Genomic DNA, 13,345 nt, shown 5'->3' on the forward strand with positions numbered 1-13,345 from the left:
CATGGTGAAAATTAATGCAAAACCGGTCAATTTCAAATTAGGAGATTACATCAGCGACGGATACGAATTCTACAAAGCAAATTTTGGAAATTTGTTGGGCGCTTTCTTCCTTGCAATGATTATGTCGATCATTCCTTTTTGCGGACTTTTGGCAGTGGGAAATTTTTATAAATATTGCCGTGATTTAAGAGCCGGAAGACAGGTAAGCGCAGGAGATATTTTCAATTTTGATAATTTCACGCCTTACTTTATGATTCAGCTTATTTTATTCGCAGGAATAATGGTTATTTATATTCCCATGTTTATCATGATGGTCGCAATGGGAGAACAGGATCCTTCCGCCGGACCGCCCGCATTTTTTTTCATTTATATGTTTTTTGTGTATGTTGGGATTTTATTTGTAGCCCTGAAAGGTTTTTATATGCCCGCTTTAATTTCACTTGCAGGAGTTACAGAGATTAAACAGGCATGGAAAATCTCTTCGGTGATGAGTAAAGGAAACCTTTGGTCCATCTTTTTATATTCACTGGCGGTAGGATTTTTATCTCAGTTAGGAGTTATAGCATGTTTTATTGGCTTGATTTTTACAATACCTTTTGCATACGCTTCTCATTATTTTGCATACGAAGATGCATTGAAGCAGGTTACTTATGACGAAATTCAGGAAATTGGAATTAAAAATGAATTTTAAAATTAAAAATATTAAAATCGTACAGCCGAAATTTTGGCTTTTGGTGCTGTGTTTATCAGTGCTGAACTCGTGTTACAGTTTTACGGGATCATCTCTTAAAGATGAAAAAACAATTCAGATCAATGAATTTCCCAACAATGCACCTTTGGTAAACCCTACATTGTCACAGCAGTTTTCTACGGATATCCAAAACAGGTTCCTGCAGAGAACGACTTTGAAAGGAACGAAGGAAAATCCGGACATTTTGGTAGAAGGTGAAATTACAGATTATTCTATTACACCCACAACCATCAGTTCCAATACGGTTTCTACCAATTCAGGAGGTGTAATACAGGAATCCCAGAATAAACTTACCATTACTGTAAAAGTTCATTACGAGAACAAACTTCATCCGGAGCTTAGTTTCGACAGAACATACAGTGATGAAGCGGTGTTCAACAGCAATCTTTCCCAGTCTGAGATAGAATCTTCTCAGGTGAAAATTGCAACAGACAGAATTATAAACAAGATATTTAACGATATTGTAGCGAACTGGTAAGATGAATCATAGAGTTTTAGAATTATTAAAGACCCCGAAAAACATTCAGTCAGAGGATCTCCATCTTCTGAAAGAAGAGATTAATTCTTTTCCCTATATTCAGAATATCAGAGCGTTGTATTTGTATGGGGTGCATCTGTATGATAAAGACAATTATCAGACAGTACTTTCTACAACAGCCGCTTATACCACAGATAAAAAAATCCTTTATCAGCTGATTAACGGTAAAATTCAGCAGAAACCAAAACCTGAAATAAAACTGGAAACGGTAAAGGAAAAAAATATTCCTTCAGAAAATCCGCTTAAAATTCTATATCAGAAAAAAGCGGGAAGTTTTCCACTTAAAAGAGAGAAAAATCCTGCAAGCGAAACTCAACCGCAAATTGTTGAGGAATCTCTACCAGCCGTTGCAGAAACTAAAGAAACAGATCGTATTCTTCCGCCTCCGAGAGAAGAAATTAAACATTTGTATGTAAACGGAGAGCGAAACAGAATTCTGTTCGAAGGAGAGGAAAATTTCCTTGAAGAAGATACTTTTGAAACTATTGATCTCGAATCCACACTGGAATCCGGTTCTATCGTAACCCAGAAAGCTGAGAAAAAAGAAGAGCCTGTTTCGGAAGAAAAACCGGCTGAAAATATTCTTCCGATTGCAGAAGAAAATGAGGAATCTGTTCCTAAAAATGCTACTGAAGAAGAAAAATCAGTTTCTGAAAATAAACCAACAGATAATTCAGAGCCGGAGTCTTATGAACAGGAAACTGTTTCTGACATTCAGGCTGATGAAGAAAATAAAACAGTAGAAGAAGAAAAACAAGAGACTTCTGAAAATGCCTTAAACGAATCTGAAAATTCAGAGGAAAAATCTTCTGAAGAAATTTCAGGTTTCACTCCTGAAACCATTATTGAAGAGGGAAATCTAAATACTGAAACTGAAAAAGAAGAAGTTTTAGACGAATCAGAATTAAGCTTCCATGAAACAGAAGCTTTCCTTCCGGAAGTACAGGTTTCTGCAAATGAATCTGTTGAAGAACCAAAAAATGAAGGCAGCCAGTCTGAAAATTCAGAAATAATTTCATCAGAAGAGTCCGCAGAATTTACGCCTGAAACGATTATTGATGAAGATGAAATTTCATCCGAGAAAGAAGAAAAGGTTGTTCAGAATGATGCTGAACTAAGTTTCCACGGAACAGAATCTTTCCTTCCGGAAGTGAAAATTCAGGCAAATACAGAAGATAAAATTGCAGAAGTACCTCAGCTTAACCTCAATAAACATGAAGATGAAATGCGCCGTCTGATTGAGGAAGTGGAGAAAAAGATGAAAGAAAAAGCGGCTGCGGAAGAACATAAAAAAGAAGAAGAGCCTGAAAATATCGGTCACGACATCAGTTTTGCCGAAACCCAAAGTTTTGAAGTAAAACCTGTTGAAACGGAAACTCAGGAAGAAATTAAAACGGAAAATCCAGTAGCAGAAAGTAATTCTGAACAGACAGAGGAACCAAAAGCCGAAGTCAGTGAAGAAAAAGAAGAAATTCCGGCAAAAGAACAAGAAGCGGAAGTTCAGTCTGCGTGGAAACCAATGTCTTTTGATTCCAATCTTCCGGATTCTCTGATCAGTAAATCTCCTGAAGTTGTTCAGCCTAAAACTGAAGAGCAGAAAGCAGATGAAGCAGCAGAAATTCTTCAATCAGAGATTGCAGAGCAGAAGCAAACAGCAGAAGCCGAAACTGAGCCGAATTCTGAGGAAGAAAGTGTAGTTTCTGAAATCTCTGAAGATGCCGTTGAACAAATCACGGATGAAAATATTTCTGAGAATTCAGAAGAAAATAAAGAGGAAGTTCCGGTAATGAACGTTTCGTTTTTCGGATCGGGATGGACGATTCCTCAACCAGAAAAAGAAAAAATGACAGAAGAACCCAAACAGGAAAGCAAAGAAGAAAAAACAGTTGAAATTCCTGTGGATAAACCTGCAAAAACAGCCAAACCGAATACCTTCGACAGCAATGTTCCGGGATTTATCAATACATGGCAGAGCTGGCTGAAAATCGACAGAACGGAAGAAAAACCTAAAGAGGAGAAACCCGATCTGAAAACAAAAGTGATTGAGACTTTTATCGAAAACAATCCGAGAATCAGTCAGTTAAAAGAAGAAAGCACTTTTGTCGTGAAAGAAAAAGGAGACGATATCTCGCATTTGATGACAGAAACACTGGCAAATCTTTATTTTGAACAGAAATTATATACCAAAGCCATAAAAGCATTTGAAATTCTGATCAAGAAAACCCCTGAAAAGAAAAAATATTACGAAGGTAAAATTCAGGAAATTAAAGATTTCAGAACCAAAGGATAACCTAAAAAACGAACCAATGAGCTTATTGTCTATTAACGCTTTTCATATCCTTTTTGGTGCGGTTGCGGTCATCATCTTATACATTGCGGCAATTGCTGTTCTGTTGAGAACAAAATCTGGAATTCTGCCTTATATGGCGTTAATCCTTTTTCCCGTCATAGGTCCTTTAGGAATTCTTCTTGGAAATTATAACAGGAAAGTAAAATAAACAAAAGAGCGGAAAAATTTTCCGCTCTTTATTTTTTATGTCTGTTGAGGAAGTTCTTTATTTTTCCTGAATTTCCGCCATAGTTTTCGCCCGAACATGATAACTCCTATCACAATTAAAATTGCACAGATTCCGGCAATAACAGGAGCTGCCATTGCCAGAAATGCCATGATTCCTGCTCCGGCTGTTTCTGCAGTTCCGACGACCGAATTTCCCAAACCTCCCGTTGTTGCCGTAGATGCAGCCCGAAGTCCCGCAAATCCCGAACTGATGGTGGCTGCAGTTCCCCCTCCCGCAATTAAAGCTAAAGCCCACTGTGGAAAAGTTCCCAGATCTGCAAACTGACTGGCAAACAGAACAGAACCCGCAATCGTCGCCATCGGAACAGAAATCGTGTCCAGCAAATGGTCTATAAAAGGAATGTAATAGGCTAAAATTTCTACAATGGTCGCAATTCCGGTTGTGATTAAAGTGGGAAGTCCGGAAAGCCATTCAAAATTTTCGTTCATGGGAATCCAGTGCATATAAGAAGCAAGACTTACGGCAAACATCGGAAGAAATACTCTGAATCCGCTTGCTGCAGCCAGTCCGATACCAATAAACGCACTCAGAAGATAGGGTAAATAAGGAACGTTGTCTAACATATTAATTTTCAGATTGATTGTTTTCCCGAAGGTACAAAAAAATAAATTCTGAGAAATTTTCTGATAAAAATACTGTGAATGAAATTCAACTTAAAAAATAAACGGAAAAATAAGCGATAGAAAAAATTAAGACTTCTTCTGAGCCTGACAAAGTTTGATAAACTGCGTTTCTACATCCTGAAATTTTTCAGGCATTTCCGGGGAAGCCCAAAACATCATTGCCATTGTTTTATCGCCGAAAGCTTCTTTAAAAAGATCTTTATTCAGACGGTAACATTCTCTTAAAAGTCTTTTGATGCGGTTTCTGTGAACCGCTTTTTTAAAATATTTTTTGGAAACCGAAACCGCAAATTTCGTGCTTTCAACAGGAGTTGTCGGTTTGTTTTTAAGGATAATGATTCTCAGATTCCCATTCGTTCTCCATTTACCTTTTTCGAAAAGTAAAGAGATCTCGGTATTTTTCTTGAGTTTTTCGGCTCTGGGATATCTGAAGTTTGTCATGTACGGACTGTAAAGATAGGATTTGTAAGATGGTTTTCCCACAGATTTTAAAAATTCAGGCAAAAAGATTTTTGATTGTCCTTAAAATCTGCGGGAAAAATTAATTTTTCTTGGTTAAATAATTGATGACTTCCGCTGCGGCATACAGTCCGAAAATTGCAGGAATAAAGCTGATGGTTCCGTAAAAAGATCTTTTATAATTCGTTCCGTCCGTCATTTTTAAACTGTCGTCTTTTTGCAGCTCATCAGAAAAAACACATTTAAATCCTTTGTTTATTTTTTCTTTTCGAAGTCTTTTTCTTACCTGTTTTGCGAGATAGCAGTTCTGGGTTTTGCTGATGTCTTTCACCATCACTTTGCTCGGATCGGTTTTTCCTCCCGCTCCCATGGAACTTACAAGTTTTATTTTTCTCTTTTTTGCTGCTTTTATCAGGCAAAGTTTAGGCGTTACACTGTCGATACAGTCCAGAACATAATCAAACTTTCCGTTGTCAAGAATTTCTTCCATTCTTTCAGGATTCAGGAATTCGTTGATTTTGATGAGGTTAAGTTTTGGGTTAATATCTAACAATCTTTCAGCAACTACTTCAACTTTATGTTTTCCTACTGTGGAATGTAGAGCAGGCAACTGTCTGTTAATGTTGGTGATATCTACCGTATCGCCGTCTACAATCGTCATGTTTCCGACTCCGGCTCTTGCAAGGAATTCTGCTGCAAAAGAACCGACACCACCCAAACCGACAACTAAAACTGTTGCTTTATTCAACTTTTCCAAACCTTCTTCTTTTAAGAGAAGTTCCGTTCTTTCCAACCAGTATTTATCCATTTTTTATTGTCTCTAAATTTTCCAAAATCTGTTTGTTTAAATTTTCCAGCGAAATTCCCTTTATTTCAGATACTTTCTCATACAATTCTTCGATGCTGAAATCGTCATTGTCGGTTTCCAGAAAGATTTTATCTAAAGGAGTAATTTTCAAAGTATTTTGCAAAGATAAATTATACAAAACGGCTTTTCCAAAACTCAGGTAAAAATTATTTTTCAGCAGATCTTCCGCTATCCTTTCTTTTTTATTAAAACCATGAATAATCATAGGCTGTTCAGCATATTTTTTAAAAGAAATCACTTCATAAAACTTCCGTACACAATGAATGATTATTGGCTTTTTAACCTCATTTGCAAACCTTATCTGTCTTAAAAAAACTTCTTCCTGAATTTTCTCTTCAGCTTCAGCAAAAGAATCCAGACCGCATTCACCAATTGCAAAACAGTTTTCAAAAATCATGTTTTTCATCCATTTAAACTGATTATCAAGATTATTTACATCAATATCTTTCGGATGAATGCCTATTGAATACGGAACATCCGGCGGAATCTGCTCAATATTCAGATTATAAATTCCGTTTGGTATATTTTTTTTATGATGATGAAAATCAAAAAAATCCATACCTCAAAAATAGTATTAATTTAGATTTAACGTAAATTTCTTAAACGAACGTTTATAAATCTGTTAAAAATTTCATAACTTTACTTAAACTACACTTCATGAAGAAAAAATTTACAGAAAAGCAAATACATATTTTAGATATCGCGGAAGAACTTATTGCAAAGAAAGGATATGAGGGAACCTCCGTGAGAGATATTTGTTCTAAGGCAAATATTAATGTGGCTATGATCTCCTATTATTTTGGCTCGAAGGAAAAGATGATGTCGTATCTTTATCAGTACAGGGTTTTAAAAACAAGAGAAACTTTTTCAGAGTTTGCAGATACCATTAAAGACGGGAAGCCGGAAATGCAGCTCAAAGAAATTATTAAATATATTGTTTCTCAGTTATTTAAGTATAATTATTTCCATGGGTTTGTTACACAGGAACTTCGTCATACAGAAAATTTAAAAGATGAACTGTTGGATTTTTATCAGCTTTTCGTTAAAAAATTAGACGAAGTCATTAAAAAAGGCGTAGCTTCGGGTGTTTTTACCTTCACTCCCAAACCTGAAGATATTTTAACCACCATTATTGGTTCTACTTTATTCGTAATTCGCAACCGGAATTTTTATGAACTCTATGTTCCTAACAAAAGTGAGGAAACCTACACAAAGGAAGCTGAGAAAAAAGTGAGAATGAATCTTTTAATGACCGTTTTTGCCATTTTGGGATACGCTGCAGACTAAATTTACGTTAAATAATCATAAAAAAAAATCTATTGGCAAAAAAGTTATATTTTTGCAAATTAGTAAATCGGCTGAATAATCCGAAAACTGTTGAACTTTTTATATGAAAAAATATATTTTAGGTATTTTTACTGTAGCAGTAGTAGCTTCGTGCGTAAGTAAGCAGGAAAGAGCAATGAAAAGTGCGGATAAAAATCTTATCTTAAAAACTGCCAATGAAAACTTTGCTAAAAAGAAGTGGAAAAACGCTTTAGCACTTTACGACAGACTTCCAAACCTTGTTGCAGGTACAGATGATGCTCCCAATGTGGTTTTTAATTCGGCGTATGCGAATTATTATGACAAAAATTACAGATTAGCGGGAAATCAGTTTAAAAATTTTGCAATCAGCTTTCCTCAGGATAAAAGAAGGGAAGAGGCGGCTTATATGTCTGCTCTGTGTTACTATGAAGGTTCAATGGATTATAATCTGGATCAGTCTACCACACAAACAGCAATTAACGAACTTCAGGATTTCTTAAATAATTATCCGAACTCCGAAAGATCTAAAAATATCAATACGCTTATTGACGAACTGTCTTATAAGCTTGAGTTCAAAGCGTACGAAAATGCAAGACAATACTACAAAATGGCAGAATACAAAGCTGCCAATGTAGCATTTGAAAACGTTCTGGAAGATTTCCCGAGTACAAAACTTCGTCCGCAGATTTATGATTATATCGTAAAGTCCCGTTACGAACTGGCTACAAAATCAGTATATGATCTTAAAGATGAACGTATAGAAAGCGCATTGGCCTTCACAAGACAGATCGAAAAGGAAATGCCGAACACTGAGGTTTCTAAAACTGCTTTGGAGATCAGAAGCAAGCTTGAAAAAGAAAAGAAAGAATTTGCTGTAGTTAAGAAAAATACAGAAGCAAGAATTGCCGTTCTAACGGAAAGACAGAAAAAGCTGGAAGCGAAGAATGCGGAACAGGCAAAAACCGTTCAGCAGGAGAAAGATCAGGTAGAAGCAGAAAAGAAAGCAATGCAGATCCAGAGGGACAGTGCAGCAATTAGCACACCTCCGCCGGCGGCGACTTTCAAAATTAAAAGATAATTCGTAAATTTGCGAACTTAAATAAAATTAATATTCTCAAAATGAGTGTAAAAGATACAAAAGCAGAAGTAAATACCATTACTTACGATAAGGATAAGATTGAAGACAAAGTAGGCTCAATCTACGAAGCGATTGTTATCATGGGAAAAAGAGCAGAGCAGATCAACGCTGAAATTCGTACAGAACTTCACAATAAGCTAGACGAGTTTGCTGTTCATAATTCTACATTGGAAGAAGTTTTCGAAAACAGAGAACAGATCGAGATCTCTAAACATTACGAAAAACTTCCAAAGCCGACTTCTATTGCAATTGAAGAATGGCTGAACGAAGATGTATACTTCAGAAAAACTGAAGAGAGAAAATAAAAATCAGTGTATTTTTTATATATGAAGGTCATAAGGAAATCTTTTTCTTTATGACCTTCGTTGTTTGAACAGGTTTATGAGAAAAAATAAGTAATTTAGTATTCTTAAAAAAATTAAAATTGAATGAGTCTTTCCGGTAAAAAAATTCTCATCGCGATTTCCGGAGGAATTGCAGCCTATAAAATTCATTTTCTGATCCGTGATTTTGTAAAAAAAGGAGCCGAAATTCAGGTGATTATGACGCCTGATGCAGAACATTTCGTTACGAAGCTCAGTATTTCCACTTTATCCAAAAATCCGGTGTACTCAGACTTTTACAGCGATAACGGTACTTGGAACAGTCACGTGGAAATGGCTTTGTGGGCAGACGTAATGATTGTTGCGCCATGCACGGCAAGTACATTGTCTAAAATGGTTCATGGGTTATGCGATAATCTTGTAATTGCAACGTATATGTCTGCAAAATGTACTGTTTTTATTGCTCCTGCAATGGATCTGGACATGTATGCGCATCCGTCCACAACAAAAAATCTGGAATTGGCAGAAAGTTTCGGACACCATATTATTCCGGCGGAAAGCGGTGAACTGGCAAGCGGATTAATCGGGCAGGGAAGAATGGCAGAACCGGAAACCATAGCACAAACAATCGAAGATTTTTTTGACTCCAAAACTGAAAAAACATTAGCAGGGAAAACGGTTTTAATTACAGCGGGACCAACGTATGAAGCCATTGATCCTGTGAGATTCATCGGAAACCATTCCTCTGGAAAGATGGGGTTTTCTCTGGCGGAAGCCGCCGCAAGAAGAGGTGCAAAAGTAATCTTAATTTCGGGGCCGAGCTCTCAGAAAATCAATAATAAAAATGTTGAATTACACAAAGTAACCTCAGCAAAAGAGATGCTATCGAAAGTTCTGGAGTATTACGATACAACAGACATCGGAATTGCAAGTGCTGCCGTTGCAGATTACGCTCCGAAAGAAGTGGCAAAGGAAAAGATCAAAAAGAATGATGAAAATTTAACGATCGAACTGGTTAAAAATCCTGACATTCTTAAAACAATGGGGGAAAAGAAAACCCATCAGTTTTTAGTCGGTTTTGCGTTGGAAACTCAGAATGAAGAGGAAAATGCCAAAGGAAAACTGGAAAAGAAAAATCTGGATATGATCGTTTTAAATTCGCTTCGTGATGAAGGAGCCGGTTTTAAAAATGATACCAATAAAATAAAGATATTTACCAAAACGGGAAAAACAGAATTTGATCTGAAATCTAAAGATGAAGTGGCAAAAGACATTTTGGATTTTGTTGAGTCTCAACTTTTAAAATAATTTTAATAAATTTCCGTTCTCAATTTTTAGTAGATAATGAAAAAATTTTTAAGCATATTTTTACTTCTGTTTTTATTCAGTCAGAGTTTTTCTCAGGAGTTACTGGCAACCGTACAGGTAAATTCCCAACAATTGGGAGGAAGTAACCAGTCTGCCTACAAAGCTCTGGAGAAAAGTCTGAGAGATTTCATCAACAATACAAGCTGGACAGGAAAAAGACTTCAGAATTTTGAAAAAATAAAATCCAACTTCGCGATTGTGATCAGCGAAAGAGACGGAAACCGTTTCAGAGGAAGTATTGTGGTACAGGCTGTTCGTCCGGTTTTCAACACAACGTATGAATCTCCCTTACTTAACCTTCAGGATACCAGATTCTCTTTTGATTATGTGGAAAACGAAAACCTTATCTTCAACGAAAGACAGTTTTCCGGAAAAAATTTAATTGATGTCATCAGTTTTTACGTTTATGTTATTTTGGGAATGGATGCAGACAGTTTTCAGTCGATGGCAGGAACACAATGGTATCAGAAAGCACAGCAGATTGCACAAAACGGAGAATCTCAGAATACCTACGACGGTTGGAAGCAGATTAACGAGCCGAGAAGCCGCTCTATTCTGATTAAAGAAATCATGAGCCCGAACTGGAGCCAGCTTCGCGCAACCATTTATTCTTATCACAGAGCGGGACTGGATAACCTGTTCAATCAGGATCAGAGTCAGGGCAAAAAAGTAATTTTTGATGCCTTAATGCAGCTGAAACAATACGAAAACTCATTCCAACAGGCATATTTCTTCAATCTTTTCATGGATTCGAAGGCAGATGAGATTTTCAACATCTTCAATTCCGGAAATAACGGAGGAATTGTTTTGGGAGATCTTAAGAATGAAATGATCATCCTTTCGCCAAAAAATACCGAAGCAAGATGGAATAAATGGAAACAGTAATTCTCTTGAATTCTGAAATCTAAAGTTCTATATTTGCAATAGCCAAATAATCGCTATTATCAATGCTTTCGAGAATTTACATTAAAAACTTTGCCCTTATTGATACCCTTGAAGTATCATTGCACAACGGTTTACAGGTGATTACCGGAGAAACCGGTGCGGGAAAATCTATCATTTTAGGTGCGCTCCGACTGATTCTGGGTGAAAGAGCAGATGTAAAATCGATCTCAAAAGCAGAAGAAAAAAGCATCGTAGAAACAGAATTTTCCCTGAACAATCAGTTCAAAAAATTCTTTATCGAAAATGATCTTGATTATGAACATCAAACGATCATCCGAAGAGAAATTTTACCTTCCGGAAAATCGAGAGCGTTTATTAATGATGTTCCTGTAACACTGGATATTTTAAAGGAACTGTCTTCTCAGTTGATCGACATTCACTCCCAGTTTGAAACGTCGAATCTTTTTACGGCAGAATATCAGTTTAAAATCATCGACGGACTTTCTGAAAACAAACAAATCATTCATGAGTATCAGAATGAATTTTCAGATTTTCAAAGCCTTAAAACACAGCTTAAAAAATTGCAGACTCAGCTTTCGGATTCCAATAAAGAAAGTGACTATAAAACATTTCTTCTGAACGAACTCGAGGAACTTCATCTGGATAATGTGGATTATGAAGAACTTCAGAATCAGCTTTCCATTCAGGAAAATGCGGAAATGATCTCCGATAATCTGGCTCAGGTTTTATCAAGATTTCATCAGGAAGAAGTAGGAATTTTGTCATTTTTTAATGAAGCGAAAAATAAACTTGCTAAAATTGCGGAAGTTTCCCAGAGTTTTGCGGAACTAGATGAAAGGCTTGAAATGTCTTTTGTAGAATTAAAAGACATTATCTCCGAGCTTGAAGATGAAGCGGAAAGCATAGAAGTAAATCCTGAAAATTTAGCCTTACTGGTTGAATTAAATAACAGAATCAATAATCTTTTTGTAAAACATAATGTTTCCGATCTTACAGAACTCATAGAAATCAGAGATCAGTTGGCCGGAGAACAACAGGGTGCGTCCGAACTGGAGGCTCAGATTGAGGAGGTAGAAGAAAATATTTCCAAAAAGGAAAAAACACTTCAGTCTTTGGCTGAAAAGCTTTCGAAAAACAGAAAGAAAAGCATTCCTGTTTTCATCAAAAAAGCAGAATCTTTACTGAAAAAACTAGGTCTTGAAAAAGCCAGAGTTGATATTGAACTGCACGATTCTTCGGATTTCAACCCATTTGGAAAAGAAAATATCCAGCTTTTGTTTCAGGCAAACTCAGGATTTCCGTTAAAGCCTATTCAAACGGCAATTTCCGGTGGTGAAAGATCAAGGGTAATGTTGGCGGTAAAAAAGATCATTGCAGAAAGTGATGAACTTCCAACCTTAATTTTAGACGAAATCGATACCGGGGTTTCCGGAAAAGTAGCCGAAGAAATCGGAAATCTGATGCGCGAAATGTCTGCCGATATGCAGCTCATCGTCATTTCTCACTTAGCACAGGTTGCCGCAAAAGGGAACAACAATTACAAAGTGCTGAAACAGGACATCGCCGGAAAAACCCAGTCTACCATTGTTCCTTTAAGTGACGAGGAAAAGCTGAACGAGATTGCCCAGTTGCTTTCCGGAAGTAAGATTACGGAAGCGGCTTTGGCGCAGGCAAAAGAGTTGATAGGGTAGGTTTTAACGAAATAAATGATATAGGACTTCTGGATTTTCAGAGGTCTTTTTTTATATTTGAATTTTATCCATATTCATGAAACAATTATTAATTCTCATATTCTCGCTCTTTTTACATTTAGTGTACAGTCAAAACTGTGGCTGTTCAAAAAAGCCGGAATTAAAAAGCTTAATTTCCTGTCAAGCGACAGTTTTTAAAAATAAAGCAAAAATATATTGGGAATACAACTGCAATGCTTCCTGGATTACGTTTCAAAAAGGGAAAATTCGGCGTAAAATATATTCGCTGGATAAAAAGAAAATGGAATTTACGACCAGATTAGGATACATTCAGTGGACTGAATATACAAATTCATTTTTAATAGAAAACAGCAGGGCTTCCGGATGTTGTGATCCTCATGAATACATTCTTTACAGCAAAGAAACAGGAAAAAAGATTGCTGAACTGGGAACTGCAATTTTTAGCGATGATTCTTCCAAGAATCCTTATGTATTGACGATGTCGGGAAATGATGAAGTATTATTTACTAATCTCAATACCAATCAATCTTGCAGAATAAAAGTTTCTCAAAAGAAAATTGAAAATACGCTGAAAAACTCGGATATTTTGTATGCAGAAGAATTGTTTGAAAATTTTCAGTTTAAAAAAGGAATATTATCCATGCAGCTAAAATATAAAGATTCCGGAAATTTCTGGAAAAAGGAAAAAATCTTTTTAGATACAGCCAAAGATTGTAATTAATTAAGCTCCTGTATATAATTTCTGTAACAATTCTATCTTTATACAAACTAA

The 13,345-nt window shown here is 36.3% G+C and carries 15 protein-coding genes; 11 read left to right on the forward strand and 4 right to left on the reverse strand.

Going from position 1 to position 13,345, the window contains the following annotated elements:
* Position 1: 1 nt before the first annotated feature.
* Genes H6W52_RS09995 through H6W52_RS10010 form a run of 4 tightly spaced genes read left to right on the forward strand, consistent with a single transcriptional unit; the run spans position 2 to position 3,787 of the window.
* A complete protein-coding gene (locus H6W52_RS09995; RefSeq protein ID WP_116098304.1) occupies positions 2-691 on the forward strand; it encodes a hypothetical protein in 690 nt (229 codons plus the stop codon).
* Complete coding sequence (locus H6W52_RS10000) at positions 681-1,229, forward strand: LptE family protein (protein WP_116098385.1); 549 nt, start codon at positions 681-683, stop codon at positions 1,227-1,229. The genes H6W52_RS09995 and H6W52_RS10000 overlap by 11 nt, the downstream gene beginning before the upstream one ends.
* 1 nt (position 1,230) lies before the next feature.
* Positions 1,231-3,579 carry a hypothetical protein gene (locus H6W52_RS10005; protein WP_116098302.1) on the forward strand — a complete coding sequence of 783 codons (2,349 nt, stop codon included), beginning with the start codon at positions 1,231-1,233 and terminating at the stop codon, positions 3,577-3,579.
* 16 nt (positions 3,580-3,595) lie between these two features.
* Positions 3,596-3,787, forward strand: a complete 192-nt coding sequence (locus H6W52_RS10010; RefSeq protein ID WP_116098300.1) for a hypothetical protein — start codon at positions 3,596-3,598, stop codon at positions 3,785-3,787.
* A 35-nt stretch (positions 3,788-3,822) separates the two neighbouring features.
* Here H6W52_RS10010 and H6W52_RS10015 read toward each other — a convergent pair whose 3' ends face one another.
* The 4 genes from H6W52_RS10015 to H6W52_RS10030 all read right to left on the reverse strand — a co-directional run bounded on the left by H6W52_RS10015 (position 3,823) and on the right by H6W52_RS10030 (position 6,377).
* Positions 3,823-4,431, reverse strand: coding sequence for a DUF4126 domain-containing protein (locus H6W52_RS10015; protein WP_116098298.1), 609 nt, complete (start codon positions 4,429-4,431; stop codon positions 3,823-3,825).
* A 126-nt stretch (positions 4,432-4,557) separates the two neighbouring features.
* On the reverse strand, positions 4,558-4,932 hold the full coding sequence (rnpA, locus tag H6W52_RS10020; protein WP_116098383.1) for a ribonuclease P protein component: 375 nt from the start codon (positions 4,930-4,932) through the stop codon (positions 4,558-4,560).
* A 100-nt stretch (positions 4,933-5,032) separates the two neighbouring features.
* A complete protein-coding gene (locus H6W52_RS10025; RefSeq protein WP_116098296.1) occupies positions 5,033-5,758 on the reverse strand; it encodes a ThiF family adenylyltransferase in 726 nt (241 codons plus the stop codon).
* Complete coding sequence (locus H6W52_RS10030; protein ID WP_116098294.1) at positions 5,751-6,377, reverse strand: TatD family hydrolase; 627 nt, start codon at positions 6,375-6,377, stop codon at positions 5,751-5,753. The genes H6W52_RS10025 and H6W52_RS10030 overlap by 8 nt, the downstream gene beginning before the upstream one ends.
* A gap of 98 nt (positions 6,378-6,475) precedes the next feature.
* Here H6W52_RS10030 and H6W52_RS10035 point away from each other — a divergent pair, with 98 nt between their 5' ends.
* From H6W52_RS10035 to H6W52_RS10065, 7 genes are all read left to right on the forward strand, one after another.
* Positions 6,476-7,105 carry a TetR/AcrR family transcriptional regulator gene (locus H6W52_RS10035; RefSeq protein WP_087708520.1) on the forward strand — a complete coding sequence of 210 codons (630 nt, stop codon included), beginning with the start codon at positions 6,476-6,478 and terminating at the stop codon, positions 7,103-7,105.
* A gap of 103 nt (positions 7,106-7,208) precedes the next feature.
* Positions 7,209-8,204, forward strand: coding sequence for an outer membrane protein assembly factor BamD (locus tag H6W52_RS10040; RefSeq protein WP_087708522.1), 996 nt, complete (start codon positions 7,209-7,211; stop codon positions 8,202-8,204).
* 41 nt (positions 8,205-8,245) lie between these two features.
* Positions 8,246-8,569: a DNA-directed RNA polymerase subunit omega gene (locus tag H6W52_RS10045; RefSeq protein ID WP_034681463.1), complete on the forward strand. Its 324-nt coding sequence runs from the start codon at positions 8,246-8,248 to the stop codon at positions 8,567-8,569.
* A gap of 123 nt (positions 8,570-8,692) precedes the next feature.
* On the forward strand, positions 8,693-9,895 hold the full coding sequence (coaBC, locus tag H6W52_RS10050) for a bifunctional phosphopantothenoylcysteine decarboxylase/phosphopantothenate--cysteine ligase CoaBC (protein WP_116098292.1): 1,203 nt from the start codon (positions 8,693-8,695) through the stop codon (positions 9,893-9,895).
* A 36-nt stretch (positions 9,896-9,931) separates the two neighbouring features.
* A complete protein-coding gene (locus H6W52_RS10055) occupies positions 9,932-10,840 on the forward strand; it encodes a DUF4835 family protein (protein ID WP_108409108.1) in 909 nt (302 codons plus the stop codon).
* A 62-nt stretch (positions 10,841-10,902) separates the two neighbouring features.
* A complete protein-coding gene (locus H6W52_RS10060; protein ID WP_116098290.1) occupies positions 10,903-12,552 on the forward strand; it encodes a DNA repair protein RecN in 1,650 nt (549 codons plus the stop codon).
* A 301-nt stretch (positions 12,553-12,853) separates the two neighbouring features.
* A complete protein-coding gene (locus H6W52_RS10065; protein ID WP_123891963.1) occupies positions 12,854-13,294 on the forward strand; it encodes a hypothetical protein in 441 nt (146 codons plus the stop codon).
* The last annotated feature ends 51 nt before the right edge of the window (positions 13,295-13,345 follow it).

This window comes from Chryseobacterium sp. C2(2020) (assembly GCF_014218915.1).
GTDB lineage: Bacteria > Bacteroidota > Bacteroidia > Flavobacteriales > Weeksellaceae > Chryseobacterium > Chryseobacterium mucoviscidosis.

Bases quoted from the DNA above. Each gene is read 5' to 3' on its own strand.
- H6W52_RS10035 (WP_087708520.1), top strand. From the start codon at position 6,476: ATGAAGAAAAAATTTACAGAAAAGCAAATACATATTTTAGATATCGCG.
- H6W52_RS10065 (WP_123891963.1), top strand. From the start codon at position 12,854: ATGGAATTTACGACCAGATTAGGATACATTCAGTGGACTGAATATACA.
- H6W52_RS10030 (WP_116098294.1), bottom strand. From the start codon at position 6,377: ATGGATTTTTTTGATTTTCATCATCATAAAAAAAATATACCAAACGGA.
- H6W52_RS10045 (WP_034681463.1), top strand. From the start codon at position 8,246: ATGAGTGTAAAAGATACAAAAGCAGAAGTAAATACCATTACTTACGAT.
- H6W52_RS10040 (WP_087708522.1), top strand. From the start codon at position 7,209: ATGAAAAAATATATTTTAGGTATTTTTACTGTAGCAGTAGTAGCTTCG.
- coaBC (WP_116098292.1), top strand. From the start codon at position 8,693: ATGAGTCTTTCCGGTAAAAAAATTCTCATCGCGATTTCCGGAGGAATT.
- H6W52_RS10015 (WP_116098298.1), bottom strand. From the start codon at position 4,431: ATGTTAGACAACGTTCCTTATTTACCCTATCTTCTGAGTGCGTTTATT.
- H6W52_RS10025 (WP_116098296.1), bottom strand. From the start codon at position 5,758: ATGGATAAATACTGGTTGGAAAGAACGGAACTTCTCTTAAAAGAAGAA.
- H6W52_RS10060 (WP_116098290.1), top strand. From the start codon at position 10,903: ATGCTTTCGAGAATTTACATTAAAAACTTTGCCCTTATTGATACCCTT.
- H6W52_RS10005 (WP_116098302.1), top strand. From the start codon at position 1,231: ATGAATCATAGAGTTTTAGAATTATTAAAGACCCCGAAAAACATTCAG.
- rnpA (WP_116098383.1), bottom strand. From the start codon at position 4,932: ATGACAAACTTCAGATATCCCAGAGCCGAAAAACTCAAGAAAAATACC.
- H6W52_RS10055 (WP_108409108.1), top strand. From the start codon at position 9,932: ATGAAAAAATTTTTAAGCATATTTTTACTTCTGTTTTTATTCAGTCAG.
- H6W52_RS09995 (WP_116098304.1), top strand. From the start codon at position 2: ATGGTGAAAATTAATGCAAAACCGGTCAATTTCAAATTAGGAGATTAC.
- H6W52_RS10000 (WP_116098385.1), top strand. From the start codon at position 681: ATGAATTTTAAAATTAAAAATATTAAAATCGTACAGCCGAAATTTTGG.
- H6W52_RS10010 (WP_116098300.1), top strand. From the start codon at position 3,596: ATGAGCTTATTGTCTATTAACGCTTTTCATATCCTTTTTGGTGCGGTT.